At 40.9% G+C, this 16,570-nt stretch carries 15 protein-coding genes and 1 pseudogene; 12 read left to right on the forward strand and 4 right to left on the reverse strand.

Annotation, left to right across the window (positions count from 1 at the left end; all coding sequences use genetic code 11):
• Positions 1-147 precede the first annotated feature (147 nt).
• Together murD and mraY are read right to left on the reverse strand one after the other, a co-directional pair.
• Complete coding sequence (gene murD / locus FZ949_RS02125) at positions 148-1,365, reverse strand: UDP-N-acetylmuramoyl-L-alanine--D-glutamate ligase (RefSeq protein WP_148790070.1); 1,218 nt, start codon at positions 1,363-1,365, stop codon at positions 148-150.
• An 8-nt stretch (positions 1,366-1,373) separates the two neighbouring features.
• Positions 1,374-2,438, reverse strand: coding sequence for a phospho-N-acetylmuramoyl-pentapeptide-transferase (gene mraY, locus FZ949_RS02130; protein ID WP_103579416.1), 1,065 nt, complete (start codon positions 2,436-2,438; stop codon positions 1,374-1,376).
• Between the two features lie 79 nt (positions 2,439-2,517).
• Between mraY and gpmI the strand changes: the two genes are divergently transcribed.
• Genes gpmI through argS form a run of 6 tightly spaced genes read left to right on the forward strand, consistent with a single transcriptional unit; the run spans position 2,518 to position 8,723 of the window.
• A complete protein-coding gene (gene gpmI / locus FZ949_RS02135) occupies positions 2,518-3,981 on the forward strand; it encodes a 2,3-bisphosphoglycerate-independent phosphoglycerate mutase (protein WP_107953117.1) in 1,464 nt (487 codons plus the stop codon).
• Positions 3,982-3,985: 4 nt separating this feature from the next.
• The gene (gene fliR, locus FZ949_RS02140; RefSeq protein WP_103579414.1) at positions 3,986-4,747 is read left to right on the forward strand and encodes a flagellar biosynthetic protein FliR; all 762 of its coding nucleotides are present in this window, start codon (positions 3,986-3,988) and stop codon (positions 4,745-4,747) included.
• Positions 4,748-4,804: 57 nt separating this feature from the next.
• On the forward strand, positions 4,805-6,247 hold the full coding sequence (locus tag FZ949_RS02145) for a coiled-coil domain-containing protein (protein ID WP_103579413.1): 1,443 nt from the start codon (positions 4,805-4,807) through the stop codon (positions 6,245-6,247).
• On the forward strand, positions 6,248-6,859 hold the full coding sequence (gmk, locus tag FZ949_RS02150) for a guanylate kinase (protein WP_054197076.1): 612 nt from the start codon (positions 6,248-6,250) through the stop codon (positions 6,857-6,859).
• Positions 6,860-6,909: 50 nt separating this feature from the next.
• Positions 6,910-7,131 carry a twin-arginine translocase TatA/TatE family subunit gene (gene tatA / locus FZ949_RS02155; protein ID WP_021091616.1) on the forward strand — a complete coding sequence of 74 codons (222 nt, stop codon included), beginning with the start codon at positions 6,910-6,912 and terminating at the stop codon, positions 7,129-7,131.
• 8 nt (positions 7,132-7,139) lie between these two features.
• Entirely contained in the window at positions 7,140-8,723 is a 1,584-nt protein-coding gene (gene argS, locus FZ949_RS02160; protein ID WP_103579412.1) for an arginine--tRNA ligase, read from the forward strand.
• A gap of 92 nt (positions 8,724-8,815) precedes the next feature.
• On the opposite strand, the gene FZ949_RS02165 is transcribed toward argS, so the two are convergent.
• On the reverse strand, positions 8,816-9,751 hold the full coding sequence (locus FZ949_RS02165) for a sugar transferase (protein ID WP_148790071.1): 936 nt from the start codon (positions 9,749-9,751) through the stop codon (positions 8,816-8,818).
• A 103-nt stretch (positions 9,752-9,854) separates the two neighbouring features.
• Here FZ949_RS02165 and FZ949_RS02170 point away from each other — a divergent pair, with 103 nt between their 5' ends.
• A complete protein-coding gene (locus tag FZ949_RS02170; RefSeq protein WP_148790072.1) occupies positions 9,855-10,838 on the forward strand; it encodes a YeiH family protein in 984 nt (327 codons plus the stop codon).
• Here FZ949_RS02170 and nadD read toward each other — a convergent pair.
• Complete coding sequence (gene nadD / locus FZ949_RS02175) at positions 10,822-11,703, reverse strand: nicotinate (nicotinamide) nucleotide adenylyltransferase (RefSeq protein ID WP_148790073.1); 882 nt, start codon at positions 11,701-11,703, stop codon at positions 10,822-10,824. The two genes, FZ949_RS02170 and nadD, sit on opposite strands and share 17 nt — an antisense overlap.
• A 79-nt stretch (positions 11,704-11,782) precedes the next feature.
• On the opposite strand from nadD, the gene gap reads away from it, so the two are divergent.
• The 5 genes and pseudogenes from gap (at position 11,783) to FZ949_RS02200 (ending at position 16,546) form a co-directional block, all read left to right on the forward strand.
• Entirely contained in the window at positions 11,783-12,781 is a 999-nt protein-coding gene (gene gap, locus FZ949_RS02180; protein ID WP_148790074.1) for a type I glyceraldehyde-3-phosphate dehydrogenase, read from the forward strand.
• A 16-nt stretch (positions 12,782-12,797) separates the two neighbouring features.
• Positions 12,798-14,000, forward strand: a complete 1,203-nt coding sequence (locus FZ949_RS02185; protein WP_148790075.1) for a phosphoglycerate kinase — start codon at positions 12,798-12,800, stop codon at positions 13,998-14,000.
• Positions 13,997-14,677 carry a triose-phosphate isomerase gene (locus tag FZ949_RS02190; RefSeq protein ID WP_148790076.1) on the forward strand — a complete coding sequence of 227 codons (681 nt, stop codon included), beginning with the start codon at positions 13,997-13,999 and terminating at the stop codon, positions 14,675-14,677. Before FZ949_RS02185 ends, FZ949_RS02190 begins: the two co-directional genes overlap by 4 nt.
• A 306-nt stretch (positions 14,678-14,983) precedes the next feature.
• Positions 14,984-15,802, forward strand: coding sequence for an enoyl-ACP reductase FabI (gene fabI, locus FZ949_RS02195; protein ID WP_148790077.1), 819 nt, complete (start codon positions 14,984-14,986; stop codon positions 15,800-15,802).
• A gap of 163 nt (positions 15,803-15,965) precedes the next feature.
• A pseudogene (locus tag FZ949_RS02200) lies at positions 15,966-16,546 on the forward strand (DUF2625 family protein).
• Positions 16,547-16,570: the final 24 nt, after the last annotated feature.

The following is a 16,570-nucleotide window of genomic DNA, read 5'->3' on the forward strand; positions in this document are numbered from 1 at the left end:
CATTAAACTTCCTTGGAAATTTTTGCTAAATATTAGCACAAACTTAAAAAGTATTCAACAATAAAACTTTATAGTAAAAATTTATATCAAAAACATAAATTTGCATGTTTTTATTTTTGACAAGGCTATTTAAAAGAGCTTGTAAATTTAAAGCGCCTTTATAAACTCTTTAAATTTATCGCCTCGCTCGGCATAGCCCTTAAACTGATCAAGGCTCGCAGCTGCCGGGCTTAGAAGTGCTATCTCGCTAGTCTTTAGCTCTTTATTTATCTCATTGACGGCATTTTGCAAAAAGTCGCATTTCAAAGCTGGTATGCCAAATTTAGTCGCTAATTTCATAAGTTTGTCACTATTTGAGCCGATGGCGTAAATTTTTACTCTTAAACTCTTTAAGCCTTCAAAAAGTGGCGTCATATCAACACCCTTATCATCGCCACCAAGTATTAGATGTATGAAATGATCTTTGTAGCGCTTTACGGCCTGTATGCTCGCGTCTATGTTAGTCGCTTTTGTGTCATTGACCCAGATTCTGCCATTTTTATCGCTAAATTCTTCAAGCTTGTTTGCCTCGATGACGAAGGTATTTAAAAGCGCGACATCGCAGCGGTCAAATAAAATTTTCTCTACCGCAAGTGCTAGCAGTGCATCAAGCAAAAATGGCGTTTTGAAATTTATATCATCTACGTTTACGCCGCAAAATTTAGCCAGATCGCTCTCGTCTTTATAAGCGATCACTTTTGCCTTTGTTGGCGTATTGGCGTAAATTTCAGGCACGATCACCACGCTACTTTCACTCATGCTAGCAAGCGGCTTTAGCTTAGCCTTTTCGTATTCGCTCATATCGCCATGCCAGCTTAGATGATCTGGAGTGATCGGCAAAAGCACGTAGATACCAGGTGTGGCGTGATTTGTGTAGTGAAGAGTAAATGAGCTAGTCTCAAGTATCCAAATTTTAGCGTTTGAGTCTAAATTTGCTAGTGCGATGCCAACGTTGCCGCCCATGACTGAGCCCTTGCTCTCTAGTAGGTGCTGTGTCATCTTGGTTGTCGTAGTCTTGCCGTTTGTGCCACTTATCCAGATGTTAAATGGCAGATTTTCTTTATAAATTTCATAAAAATAGTCATACTCGCTAACTAAATTCTTAGCTTTTTTAATAAGCTCGTGATGAGGTGGGATGCCTGGGCTTGGTATCTCTAGGCTGCTTTTTGCTGGATCAAATTCACTAACTGGCAAAAGAGCATTGCCAAACTCATCTTTTGAAATTTCACTAAATTTATCATCATAGATATCCCAAAGACTGTCTTTTGTGAAATTTTTAGCGATCGCCTTTATCGTGCCACCGTAGCCAAATAGCGATTTTCTCATGACTTTCCTTATCTGATCTTTAGCGCAGTTAGTGCGATTAGGTTTGCTAAAAGCGCGATGATCCAAAAGCGCACAATGATCTTATTTTCTGCCCAGCCTTTTATCTCAAAATGATGATGTATAGGCGCCATAAGAAAAATTCTGCGTTTAAAAATTTTAAAGCTGCCTACCTGCAGAATGACGCTTAGGGTTTCAACGACAAATATGAGGCCAATGATGATGAGTAAGATTTCATTTTTGGTCGCAACGCCCATAAAACCGATATATGCTCCAACGCTTAAGCTACCGCTATCGCCCATAAAGACTTCAGCTGGATGGCAGTTAAACCATAAAAAGCCCATCAATGAGCCAATTAGGGCTGAAGAGACAACAACGCTTTCACCAACGCCTATGATCTTTGGCAAGAGTAAATATGAGCTAAAGACAGCGTGTCCGCAGATATAAGCAAAAACGCCAAGTGTCAGAAGCGAAAATATAGATGGCACAGTAGCTAGCCCGTCAAGCCCATCTGTTAAATTTACTGAATTTGAAGCAGCGACTATGACCAGTGTCCAAAAGAAAATGGCAAAAATTTTTAAATCCAAAATAGGTTGCTTAAAAAAAGGTAGATAAAACTCGGTGCTAAGCTCGTGACTTGCATATAAAAAAATAGAAATTACAAAGGCTATTAAAAACTGAAAAAAGAGCTTTGCTTTTGGGCTTAGGCCGGCGTGATTTTTTGCTCCTAAAATTTTACTGTAATCGTCCTTGTAGCCAAGCAGTGTAAAGCAAACTAGGCAAAAGAGAGATGTTAAGACAAATGCGTTATCAAGCCTTGCACAAATTATAGTGGAAAGTACGGCTGTAAAGACAAAAACAAGTCCGCCCATGGTTGGTGTTTTTGCCTTTTTTTGGTGAGTTTGTGGGGCTAGCTCGTAGATAGGCTGGGCGGCGTTTTTCGCCTTTGCCCAAGTGATAAATTTAGGCATCAAATAAGCTGTGAGTGCAAAAGCGATGAAAAAAGCGATACCAGCACGGACGGTGATGTATTGAAAGATATTAAAATTTAAAATTTCATAGATATAGTAAAACATGAGAGCCTTTATTTTTAAAAAAAGCAATTTTAGTATAATGGCCTTAAAAATTATCTAAAATTAAGGATAAATTTTCAAAATGAGTCAAAAAACTATTTTAATAATAACTGATGGTATTGGATCAAATAAAAATGGCAAATTTAACGCATTTGAGGCGGCCAAAAAGCCAAATTACGAGAAATTTTTTAAAGAAATTCCAAACTCACTCATAAAAACTTCTGGAAACGCTGTGGGACTACCTGAAGGGCAGATGGGAAATAGCGAAGTAGGGCACATGTGCATAGGAAGTGGGCGAGTTTTGTATCAAAATTTGGTCAAAATTTCACGCGGCTTTAAAGATGGCTCGGTAGCAGAAAATAAAGCGCTAAAGGCTCTTTTTAAAAAGTGCAAAAAGATCCACGTCATAGGGCTTTATAGTGACGGCGGCGTGCACTCTCACATGGAACATTTTGATGGCATGTGCGAGCTTGCTAGCAAAAATGGCTGCGAAGTTTTTGCCCACGCTATCACCGATGGACGCGACGTTAGCCCAAACAGCGGTCTAAATTTCATAAAAAACTTGGAGGCTAAATTTAAGGTAGCGACGGTTTGCGGGAGATTTTACGCGATGGATAGAGATAAACGCTGGGAGCGCGTAAAAGAGGCCTATGATAGCTTGGTAAATGGAGCAAATTTAAGCAACTTAACGCCAAGCGAGTATCTACAAAAAAGCTACGATGAGGGCGTGACTGATGAATTTGTAAAGCCAGCAAGTTTTAATGGCTTTAGTGGCATGGGCGAAGATGACGGCGTGATTGTGATAAATTTTAGAAATGACAGGGCAAGAGAGATTTGCCAGGCTTTGGGCGAGGAGAAATTTAGCGAGTTTGAGCGCCCTTTTGCTATCAAAAATCTAATCACCATGACCGAATACGACGCAAATTTTAAATTTGAAGTGCTATTTAAAAATGAAAAGATAAAAAACACCCTAAGCGAGGTCATAGCAGCAGCTGGGCTAAGGCAGCTTCATACGGCTGAGACTGAAAAATACGCCCACGTCACATTTTTCTTTAATGGCGGCGTCGAGGAGCTAGCTAGCAACGAAACGAGGGTACTCATCCCTAGCCCAAAAGTAAAAACCTACGACGAAAAGCCAGAAATGAGCGCTGCTGAGGTTTGCAAAGCCGTGCTAAAGGGCATGGATGACGAGCAAGACTTCATCGTGGTAAATTTCGCAAATGGCGATATGGTGGGGCATACTGGCAACTATGAGGCTGCTATAAAAGCAGTTGAAGCAGTGGATGCTGCCCTTGGAGAAATTTACGCCAAAGCAAAAGAGAAAAACTACGCTATGATCATCACGAGCGATCACGGAAACTGCGAAGAGATGCGCGATAGCAGCGGCGAGCTACTGACAAACCACACGACTTATGATGTCTTTTGTTTTGTGATGGCTGATGGCGTAAAAAAAGTAAAAAACGGCGGTCTAAATAATATCGCTCCTAGTGTTTTAAAGATCATGGGGCTTGAAATTCCAGCTGAGATGGACGAGGCGTTAATATAAAATAATGGAGCTAGTCGAGTTTTTCGGAGCAGATAAAGTCATAACCTTCATGCTCCTTTTTGTACGTCTTAGTGGGCTTATTGTATTTTTTCCGTTTTATTCTCACAATCAAATCCCAATGGTCGTAAAAACTTTACTAGTTTTTGCTCTTTGTATTGTACTTTTTCCATTATCTCACGCTCATGAGCACGCTATAAATTTTTTGTTTATGGAAATTTTGAGTGAGGTCATACTTGGTCTTTGTGCTGGCCTTTTGCTAAATATCGTTTTTGCCATACTTCAAATGGCAGGCGAGCAAATCTCGATGATTATGGGCTTTTCGATGGCTTCGGTGCTTGATCCGCAAACTGGTACAAATTCACCAGTGATCGCAAATATTCTAAATTTCATCGCGCTTCTTGCATTTTTGATGCTTGATGGGCATCATTTGATATTACAGTTTTATTCCACTTCACTTTCAGCTATACCGCTTGGAGATTTTTATCCAAGAAGTGGTGTGATGAGCTACGCCCTAAAGCTCTTTGGTAATCTTTTTATGTTTGGATTTGTTCTAGCTTTTCCTATTATCGCGCTTTCTATACTTTCAGATGCTATTTTTGGCATGCTTATGAAAACTATGCCACAATTTAACCTATTGGTTGTTGGTTATCCTATTAAAGTAAGTATTGGCTTTTCGGTTTTGATAGCTATTTTAGCCGGCATTGTAAAAATCATAACTGATATGATGGTACAGATTTTAAACGATATGCCAGCACTATTTTTTTAAGTAAATAGCAATGAAATTTATCATAGAATACAGCCTCAAGCTCTTCAAGGAGGGATCATGAAAGTTGCACTTGTAAACAAAAACCCAGCAGTTTCTCGCCTTATAACGTTAAGTTTAAATAAACTAGGCATAGAATATAGTGAATTTGACGATGTTAATAGTGTTGGCGATCAATTTGATTATATTATCATCGATAGTGATATGGATAGCAGCGATGTTAATTTAAATCAAAAGATAATGTATCTAGCACCTAGAGGCGGTGAAAAGCCAGATTTTGCTGATGTTATGCTTGAAAAGCCCTTTTTACCAACAGAATTTATTAGTTTGTTTGAACAAAACAAAGATACTGACAATGATAAAGAACTTGAGCTTGGGCTAGATGAGTCTGCAAATTTTAATGACTTTGACGAAAGTAATAAAAACTTTGATGATTTAGAAAATTTTGAGCTTCCAGAAATTGACATGGGACTTGAAAATTTAGCAAAAGAAGATGATAAGGCAGATAAATTTGATAATGAGGCTTTAGATGACGAGTTTTTAAAAGAGGAGCTAAGTGAACTAGAGGCTGAGGATTTAAAGGATAAAGATATTAGTTTTGATGAAACAGACACTGAACTCATAGATGATGATATTATAAATGACATAGCTAGCAAATATATGGCTGATTCAGAAGATCTGGATAAATCCTTAGAGCAAAACAATGAGCTGCCTGTGATAAAAGAAGAGCATAGTGATAACTTTGATGAGCTTAGTTCGCTTGTAGATGAGATAGATGATATGGGCGAGAGTGACTTGGCGGATGAAGAGGCGAAAAACGAGCTTGATAAAATGGTCGAGCAAAATTCTCGAAATTTAGAAACTGCCGAGCTTAATGAAGATTTTGTAGATGATATAAGTCAAAGTAAAAAAGAGCTCAGCGAGATCGAATCTTTGGATAAAGAGCTAAACGAAGAAGCTAGCGAAGATAGTGAAAATTTTGATGAGCTAGAGACTGATTTTGGCAATGATGAAAATTTTGAGCCTGAAAGCAGCGAGGCAAATTTGATAGATGAAGCTAGCCAAAATTTAGAGGAAGATATAGATGAAGAATCTACCAAAGAAGCAGAGGAGATTTCTTTAGATGAAGATATAGACCTTGAAAAAGAGCCAGCCAAAGAAGATCATGAAGAAATTTCTGAAGAAGTCCTTGCGCAAGAAGATCTAGGTATGGTAGATGAGGTGTTTGAGGAAGAAAATTTTAAAGAAGAGACGTTGGGTAGCCCAAATTTTGATGTAGCATCTATTGAAGAAATAGATGAAAATACGATGCAAGCAGCATTTGGATTAAATAATGCACCACAAACTAGCTCATATGATGAAACAAAAATCGATGCTGACTATAAAGAAGAGCTAACCAAAAAGATCACAAAACACGTCCATGAGTCGTTAAACGAAAGCTCGCTAAGAGATGTGCTAAAAGATATGAACATAAAGATAAATATAAGTTTTGAGGAAAAGTAGTTGCAAGGACAAATTTTAGTAGTTTCTGGGCCTAGTGGAAGTGGAAAAAGTACGCTTTTGGGTCGCCTTTTAAAGGAAGAGAAGGATCTTTATTTTTCTATTTCAAGCACGACAAGGGCAAAAAGAGAAGGCGAAGTCGATGGAGTGGATTACTATTTTATAAAAGAAGATGAATTTAAAAGCGGCATAGAAAAGGGCGAATTTTTAGAATGGGCGCAGGTGCATAAAAACTATTATGGAACGAGTCTAAAGCCTGTTTTAGCAGCACTTGAGGCTGGGAAGATAGTTATATTTGATATCGACGTACAAGGCTTTCACATCGCACTTGAAAAATTTAGAAGCTACATAACTTCAGTTTTTATCACAACTGCAAATAAAAAAGAGCTTAAAAAACGCTTGAAAAACCGCGGAACTGATAGCGACGAAACGATAGAAAATCGCCTAATGAACGCAGTTGGCGAGATGGAGCACATCTTAGAATATGATTATTTTTTGGTAAATGATGACATTGAAAAGAGTTATAAAGGCCTAAAATCAATTCTTAGAGCGATGAGGTTAAAAAGCACGAAAATAGATCTAAGACGCGTTATTGATGAGTGGATAGATTGCTAGAAATTCAGGAATTTATGATAACATTTTGAAAAATTTATTGAGGAGAAAAAATGGGTTCTTTTAGTATTGGTCACTGGCTAGTTGTTTTAGCGATTATTGTTTTACTTTTTGGAGCAAAGAAGATCCCAGAACTTGCAAAAGGACTAGGCAAAGGCATAAAGACTTTTAAGGCTGAGATGGAAGATACAACACCTGAAAAGAGCGAAAAAGTCGAGCATAAAGAAGAGAATGCCGATAGTCAAAAAATAGAAGAAACAACTAAAAACGCATAGGTTTAGAATTGAAAAATAAAATAAAAGCTGAAATTTCAAAGGTTTTAGAGCGTGAATTTGTGCTTGAAAAGCCAAAGGATAAAAATTTAGCCCACTATGCTACGCCACTTTTTAGCCTAGCAAGGGAGCTAAAAAAGTCACCAGCCATGATAGCTAGCGAGTTTGCTGATAAATTTAGTGATAGCAAAATAGTTGAAGCTAGTGCAGTAAATGGCTACTTAAATTTCAAGCTAAAAAGCGAGTTTTTAGATGAAATTTCAAGGCAAATTTTGCTAGATAGCGAAAATTTTGCAAAAGAAGATGCGAAAAAAGATAGCTATTTAATAGAATACATAAGTGCAAATCCAACTGGACCGCTTCACATCGGGCATGTTAGAGGCGCAGTTTACGGCGATACTTTGGCAAGACTTGGCAAAAGACTTGGCTACGCTATCTCAACAGAATACTACATAAACGACGCTGGTAATCAAATTGATCTGCTTGGCACTTCGATATCGCTTGCGGCCAAAGAGCAGCTTTTTAACGAAAGTGTTGTATATCCAGAGAAATACTACCGCGGGGATTATATTTTAGATATTGCTAAGCTTGCAAATGAGAAATTTGGCAAGGAAATTTTTTATGATGAGAGTAGAAACCTCGAGCTTGCCGAGTTTGGCAAGGATATAGTACTTGAGATTATTAAAAAAGACTTGGCTGATGTTGGGATATTTATAGAGAGCTGGGCTAGCGAAAAGGCTCTTTATGACGGCCTAGAGCCAACTATAAACAAACTAAAACGTTCAAATCAAATGTATGAAAAAGAGGGCGCTACTTATATCGCTTCAACCACGCTTGGTGATGATAACGATAGGGTTGTGGTTAGAAATGACGGCAGACCAACATATCTAGCTGGCGACATCATCTATCATAACGCTAAATTTGAGAAAAATTTTGATCATTATATAAACATTTGGGGTGCTGACCACCACGGATATATCGCAAGGCTAAAGGCTGCGATAAATTTCCTTGGATACGATGAAAATAAGCTTGAAGTAATACTTATGCAGATGGTTAGTCTGCTAAAAGATGGTAAGCCATACAAGATGAGCAAGCGAGCTGGCAATGCCGTGCTGATGAGCGATATCGTAAGTGAGATCGGTGCCGAGGCACTTAGATTTATCTTTATAAGCAAGGCAAATACGAGTAGTTTGGAATTTGACGTAGATGAGCTTAAAAAAGAGGACAGCTCAAATCCTATCTTTTATATAAACTACGCTCACGCTAGGATAAATCAGATCTTTGCAAAGGCTGGGAAAAATGTTCAAGATGTAATCAATGCAAACTTTGAATGTCTAGATGAAAATGCTAAGAATTTACTTTTTGAGGCGCTAGTCTTACCTGAAATTTTAGAGGATGCTTTTATCTCAAGGCAACTTCAAAAGATCCCAGACTATCTGAAGTCCCTAGCTGCTAGTTTTCATAAATTTTATAACGAAAACCGTGTGGTTGGAAATGAAAACGAAGATAGCTTACTAAAAGTCTTTGCAGTTGTTGCTATATCGATAAAAACAGCATTTAATATAATGGGAATTACGGCTAAAGATAGGATGTAGAATTTACATTTATTTTGGCTAAAAGTAACAAAATTAAATTTGAAAAAAAGGTTTATTTAAAAATATCTCAAACTCATAATGCTCTTGAGAATTTAAACACCTTTTTTCTCAAATACAATCGCAATGGTTTTTACTATAATCTTTATCTCCAACCAAAGCGACCAGTGTTTGATGTAGTAAAGATCATACATTAGTTTTTGTTTGGCATCGTGTGTATTTGAGCCATAAGGGTAGTTTACCTGTGCCCAGCCAGTAATCCCTGGGCGAACGATGTGACGTTCATTGTAGTAAGGTATCTCTTTTTCAAAGAAATTTATCCAGTGTCTTCTCTCAGGCCTTGGCCCTATCAGATGCATTTGCCCGCGAAGCACGTTTATGCACTGTGGCACCTCGTCTATACGAGTTTTTCGCATAAATTCGCCAAATTCAAATACTCTCTCATCATTTTCGCTAGCAAATTTTGCCCCATCTTTCTCGGCATCTTCCATCATCGAGCGAAATTTTATGCACTCAAATTCCTTGTTGTCCAGCCCAACCCTACTTTGTAAAAAGTAAAGGCTTCCAGGTGATTGCTTGTCTATCTTTCTCTTTACATAAAATTTTAGACCAAAAAGCAAGATAAAAAGCACCAAACAGCTAGCATAATCGATCATTCGCTTGAGTGCGTAAGCAAAGGCACCATAAGGCCTTATTTCATCTAACAAATTAAGATTTTCCCCATTTTCTGGGATATAACATTTGTGCAGATAAATTTCTAAAAAATTCTCTACGTTTAGAAATTTTATCTTTTTATACTTCGTTTTAAACTGCAAAAGCGTGAGAAATCTCACCAGTTTGCCATCAACTGGCTTTGCGGTGTTTAGTACGATCAGCCTTTGATCACCTGATTTTATGAGATTTTCTAGTGCGCTTCGCAATGCTTTTGCGTCGCTATTTTCGTGGGATAAAAAATTTACTTGACCAAATTTCTTTCTAAGCTTTTCTAGTTCTAAGCTGGTAAAAGCATATTTTTCGCCAAGGATGATCATAGTCCTATCCCTTTATCTTTATTTTAAATTTGCATTATAAAATTCGTCTAATTATACCCAAACGTGCTAATTGCATTTTTAAAAAATAGATTAAGGTTAAAATATGTCTCATAAATTTCTTGCTGTGCTTGTTTTAGCGCTGATCTCTGCCATTTCTTTTGCGCTCTCAAACACACTTTTAGCTAAATTTCACACCAGCCCACTCATCATCTCCATCATTTTAGGCGCCATTTTTGCAAATCTTTTTATCAAACAAACTCAAATTTTAAAAAGTAGTGGCGTCGTAGCGATCGCTGGGAAGCAAATTTTAAGACTTGGCATCGTACTTTTTGGCTTTAACATAAGCCTTAGCGAGATTACAAGTGTCGGCACTCTAGGCGTGATATATGCAGCTTTTATGGTCTTTGCGACCTTTTTGTTTGCGCTTTTTACCGCTAAAGCTTTGGGACTTAGTAAGGATAGTGCGGTGCTCATTGGCTCAGGGGCTAGTATATGCGGCGCAGCTGCTGTTATGGCTACTCAAAATGAGATAAAAGCAGACGCAAACAAGCTTGCTATTGCCATTTGTACGGTGGTGCTCTTTGGGACGATTGGTATGTTTATCTATCCATTTATCGCTAAATTTCTAGCTCTCACGCCGCACCAAACTGGCTTTTTTATCGGTGGCTCACTTCACGAAGTAGCCCATGTAGTCGCAGCCTCGGCAGCATTTGACGGCACAGCAAGCAGCACCGCCGTCATCATAAAAATGCTTCGTGTCATCATGCTAGTACCATTTTTGTTTTTGCTAAATTTCTTAAATTTAAGCCAAAATAGTGACGCCTCAAAACTAAAGAGCATACCATGGTTTGCGCTATTTTTCTTAGTGGCGATCTGCGTTAGATCTCTGCCATTTTTCCCTGAAATTTTGGTACAAATTTTAAAGCTAGCTGCTAGTATCTGCCTTTGTGTTGCGATGTGCGCTTTGGGGTTTGGGATAGATAGGAGTATATTTAAAGCGACGGGCAAAAAGCCATTTTTGTTAGCATTTTTTATATTTTTATGGCTTATTTGCTCTTCGCTTGTTTTTGTTAAGACTCTTTGCTAGTTTTTAGCTTTTGCAAAAACTCTTCGATGTTGTATTTTGCTCTGTAAGCTGGACTTAAAAGATGTATCAAGATGTCTCCAAGGTCCATCACGATCCAATCAGGCGAGCTTTCTGTACCTATAAATTTTTCTCCAAGAGGTTTAAGCTCCTCTTTTAGATCCTCGCTCAGCGAGTAAGCGTGCCTCTCGCCAAGCGTTGTAGCGATAACTACGGCTTTTACAAAATAATCATCTCCACTCATATCAAACACTTGTATCTCTTCAGCCTTTTTTGCGTCTAAAACCTTAACTATACTTTCGGTGCGCTCTTGCATCGATCTCTCTTGCATTTTTAATCCTTGATAAAAATTTATAACTTCATCTTTTATCTCGCTAGGCAGCTCATCAAGCCCCTTTTGCTGCCTAATCTGCGACGAGCTAACATCCACGTGCACATCCATTTTTTGTAAATTACGTGGAATTTCTATGTGATTGCGCTTGGCGATCACAAACTGCACTAAGCTTTTTAGCTCATCGTACCCATGCCATTTATCAAGCGTGGCTAGATGGTCCGCACCTATTATGAGATAAAATTTTTCTATCTTGAATTTCTCATACAAATACTTAACCGTCTCTATGGTAGGCACTGGGCGAGCTAAATTTATCTCATAGTCTGAGATCTCGACCTTCTCTAGGCCGCCCCAAATTTCTCTTATCCACTTTAGGCGAAGCTCTGGCGGAGCTGAAAATTCGCTCTTAAAGGGACTTATAAAAGTTGGCATGATGATGAGCTTGTCGATATCAAGGCCACTTAGTGCCATTCTTACAATGCTATCGTGTCCTAAATGAACCGGATCAAAGCTCCCGCCAAAAAGTGCTAACTTCATCTATTAAAGTGCCTTGTTTATATTTGTTTTAAAATTCTTTTTTGTAGAATTAGGCGTAATTATATCAAAAGGAGCTAAGATGTCAGTTAAAGTAGCAATAAACGGCTTCGGGCGTATCGGCAGGTGCGCTGCTCGTATTATTTTAGAGCGAGACGACGTTGAGCTTGTCGCTATCAACGACACGGCGACGCGCGACATGACGCGCTATCTGCTCAAATACGACAGCGTGCACGGCGAATTCAAGCAAGACGTTAAGGTGATAAGCGACGATTTTATAGAAGTAAACGGCAAAAAGATAAGAGTTTTTTCAACAAGGGATCTAAACGAGCTGGGCTTCGCAGACTACGGCGTGGACGTGGTTTTGGAGTGTACGGGCAAGTTTTTAACTACTGAAAAGTGCGAGCCCTATCTTGCTCGCGGCATCAAAAAAGTCGTCATGAGCGCTCCGGCAAAAGACGACACGGCGACCTTCGTAGTCGGCGTAAACGACGATAAATACGCAGGCGAAGCGATCGTTTCAAACGCAAGCTGCACCACAAACGGCCTAGCGCCCGTCGCAAAGGTACTAAACGATAAATTCGGCATCGTAAAAGGGCTCATGACCACGATCCACGCATATACAAATGGTCAGAGCCTAGTTGATGTAAAGGCTAAAGACTTCCGCCGCTCACGCGCAGCAGCGCTAAATATTGGACCTACGACCACCGGAGCCGCAAAAGCGATCGCAAAAGTACTTCCCGAGCTAAACGGCAAGATGCACGGACAAAGCGTGCGCGTGCCGGTCGCAAACGTATCTATGGTCGATCTAACGGCGGTTTTAAAAAGACCAGCTGGCAAAGATGAGATAAACGAGGCATTTAGGGCGGCTGCAGAGTCAAATTTAAAGGGAATTTTATCTGTTGATGATGACTACAGAGTTAGTAGCGACTTTTGCACGAGCGCATACAGCAGCATCGTAGCCAGCGACACTACGCAGGTCATTGCTGATGATATGGTGAAGGTCTTTGCGTGGTACGACAACGAGTGGGGCTACTCGACAAGGCTTGTGGATCTAGCTAAGATCGTGGCTACGAAGTAAATTTAAAGGGTGAAAAATGAGTGAAATTTTATCGATCAACGATCTTGAGCTCGGCGGCGCGAAGGTATTTGTCAGGTGCGATTTTAACGTGCCGATGGACGAGTTTTTAAACATCACCGACGACCGCCGTATCCGCTCGGCGATACCAACTATCCGCTACTGCTTGGATAATGGCTGCAGCGTGGTTTTGGCCAGTCACCTAGGACGTCCCAAAAACGGCTTTGAGGAGAAATTTTCGCTGCGAGGCGTGGCAAAGAGGCTATCAAGGCTGCTTGATAGGGACGTGATATTTGCCGAGGATGTCGTCGGCACGGACGCCAAAGCTAAAGTCGCCGCGCTAAAACCGGGCGAAATTTTACTTCTTGAAAATTTACGCTTTGAAAAGGGCGAGACCAAAAACGACGAGGCGTTAGCTAGTGAGCTAGCTAAATACGGCGAATTTTACATAAACGACGCGTTTGGCGTCTGCCACAGGGCGCATAGCTCGGTTGAAGCGATCACTAAATTTTACGATGAAAAGCATAAGGCGGCGGGATTTTTGCTACAAAAAGAGATAAATTTCGCCCAAAATCTCATCAAACACCCCGCGCGCCCGTTTGTAGCGGTCGTCGGTGGTAGTAAGGTAAGCGGCAAGCTACAAGCCCTGCACAACCTGCTTCCGCGCGTGGATAAGCTGATAATCGGCGGCGGCATGGCCTTTACGTTTTTAAAATCGCTCGGCGAAAATATCGGAAATTCGCTGCTCGAAGAAGATCTCATCGAGGACGCGCGCGAAATTTTACGCAAGGGCAAAGAGCTAGGTGTAAAAATTTACTTGCCAGTAGATGTCGTCGCTGCTCAGACATTTTCGGCTGAAAGTGCCGTAAAATATGTCCCTGCCCAAGAGATCCCAAATGGCTGGATGGGGCTTGACATCGGGCCTGCGTCTATTAGACTCTTTAAAGAGGTTATCGCCGACGCGCAAACCATCTGGTGGAACGGGCCGATGGGCGTTTTTGAGATGGATAAATTTAGCAAAGGCAGCATCAAAATGAGCCACGCTATCATCGACACTCACGCGACTACGGTCGTTGGCGGCGGCGATACAGCCGACGTCGTCGAGCGCGCAGGGGATGCTGATGAGATGACCTTTATCTCCACAGGAGGCGGCGCGAGCTTGGAGCTCATCGAGGGCAAAGAGCTACCCGGCATAAAACCGCTTGGAAAGGCTGCGGAGTGAGGTTTTTAGCAAATTTAAAGTGCAACCATACGAGAGCAAGCTTTGCTAAATACGCTGAAATTTTAGACGCAAATTTAAGCGCAAACGACGACGTGACGGTATTTCCTCCGTTTAGCGCGCTTGATCTTGCGGCTCATAAATTTAAACTCGGCGCGCAAAATTTCTACCCGTGCGAAAGCGGCGCTCACACCGGTGAGATCGGCAAGGCGATGCTGGACGAGTTTGGCGTAAAAAGCGTGCTGATCGGGCACTCCGAACGGCGCGAGCTAGGCGAGAGCGGGGAGCTTTTACGAGCTAAATTCGACTTTGCCGTAAAGGCGGGCTGGCAGATCGTCTACTGCATCGGCGAAAATTTGAGCGTAAACGAAGCTGGCGACACGAAGGAGTTTTTGGCTAAGCAGCTAAAAAATATCAACCTTGGCTACGAGCGGCTGCTGATTGCCTACGAGCCCGTGTGGGCGATAGGTACGGGCAAGAGCGCGAATGCGGAGCAGATTGAAGGAGTTTTAAATTTCATCCGCGAGCAGACGAGCGCGCCGCTGCTTTACGGCGGCAGCGTAAATGTCGCAAATATCGGCGGGATAGCGGGAATTGCAAGCTGTGATGGAGTGTTAGTAGGTACGGCGAGCTGGGACGCCTCTGGTTTCTTGGAACTTATTAGCGCGTCATCTCGCTGACGTCTTTAAATGATTTTGTAAATTTCGCCCTACGACAGGCTACATGCCTAGTCTCGGGACGAAATTTACTTCGAAACATTTAAATCCGCCTAGCGATATTTCCGCTTGTCGATTTATGTTTAGAATTTGACATTTTATTAAATTTGGATTGCAAAATTTTAAGTCAAATTGCGAAGGATTTTAAGATGGATTTAAATGTTGTTGCAGATTTTGCGACCAAGACTAGGCATATAGCCTGTCGCAGGGAGCAAAATCAAAACTCATTCAAAGACGCTTAAAAGCCAAGCAAATTTTAAAGGAGAAATAATGATTTTAAAAGGCAAAAAGGGCCTCATTGTTGGTGTAGCTAACGCTAAGTCAATAGCTTATGGCATTGCAAAAGCTTGTTGCGATCAAGGTGCTCAGATGGCATTTACATATCTAAATGATGCTCTTAAAAAGCGTGTAGAGCCAATCGCAGAGGAGTTTGGTAGCAAATTTGTTTACGAACTTGATGTGAATAATCAGGCACATTTAGATGGTCTTGCGGGTCAAATCAAAAAAGACCTTGGTGAGATTGATTTCGTCGTGCATGCAGTGGCTTACGCACCAAAAGAAGCGCTAGAAGGCGAGTTTGTAAACACAACAAAGGAGGCATTTGATATCGCGATGGGCACTAGCGTTTATTCGCTACTAAGCCTTACTCGTGCGGTCCTACCGGTGCTAAAAGAGGGCGGCTCGGTGCTAACTCTTACATACCTTGGCGGACCGAAATTCGTACCACACTACAACGTCATGGGCGTTGCCAAAGCGGCACTTGAAAGCTCGGTTCGCTACCTAGCGCACGACCTTGGCGCTAAAAATATCCGCGTAAATGCGATCAGCGCAGGCCCAATTAAAACGCTTGCTGCAAGCGGTATAGGCGACTTTAGGATGATTTTACGCTACAACGAAGTAAATAGCCCGCTAAAACGCAACGTTACAACTGAAGACGTCGGCAACAGCGCGATGTATCTGCTTAGCGACCTAGCTAGCGGTGTAACAGGCGAAGTTCACTACGTAGACTGCGGCTATAACATCATGGGTATGGGCGACGTAGCTACCGATGCCGAGGGCAATACGATCCTAGCTTGGGACACAAAATAATCTACTAATGCAAATTTGGCGGGGTGACTCGCCAAATTCTTCTTTTAAATTTCACCAAATTTACTGCAAGGGCAGACAATATGAGCTTTAGATGAGCTTATAGATACAAATAGTCCAGGCTGGGCACTGATAAAAGAGTGACTAAAAGAGGACAAAAACGATTATGAAAATTTTGTCTTGCGATGAGAGCAGGGCGCAAAGCGAGCTTTTAGGACTTCAGGTAACTACTTATTCACCGATGGAAGCGCTTGTTTATGGGTGCGGTGGCATAGTGATAGATAGTGGTTGGTTGCACCTACTTGGCTCAGTATGTGAGCAGATGAAGTGTGGAATTTATAGCTTTAACCTTGACAAAAGCTTTAGCGAGGTAGACAAACGTCCAGCTATTTGCTCATGGCAAACGATGTTTTATGTAAAATTTTCGCGATAAACGGCGGTGCCTTTGGTGGCAAAGCCGGCAATGTCTTTTACTGCGTGCCAGATAGCGGCAAATGGGAGAATACGTAGCTTGACTACTCGTAGTTTTTATACTGGGTGCCTTGTGGCAATATATCTAAATTTTACGAGCTTTATCGCTGGGATGGCTGGACTGAGGATGTAAGAAATTTTAGCCTTGATAGGATGATATTTGTGCTACCGCCGATACTTTGGCAAGACACCAACATAAGTCTAAGACTAAAAGATATGAAAAAAGATAGTATTTGCATGAATGAATATTTCAATTTTGCCTTCAAGAGCGTCTAATAAATTTGTATGATACTTCTATTA

Origin of the sequence: Campylobacter concisus, from assembly GCF_902460545.1 — a bacterium.
In the GTDB taxonomy this organism is placed as follows: Bacteria; Campylobacterota; Campylobacteria; order Campylobacterales; family Campylobacteraceae; genus Campylobacter_A; species Campylobacter_A concisus_AE.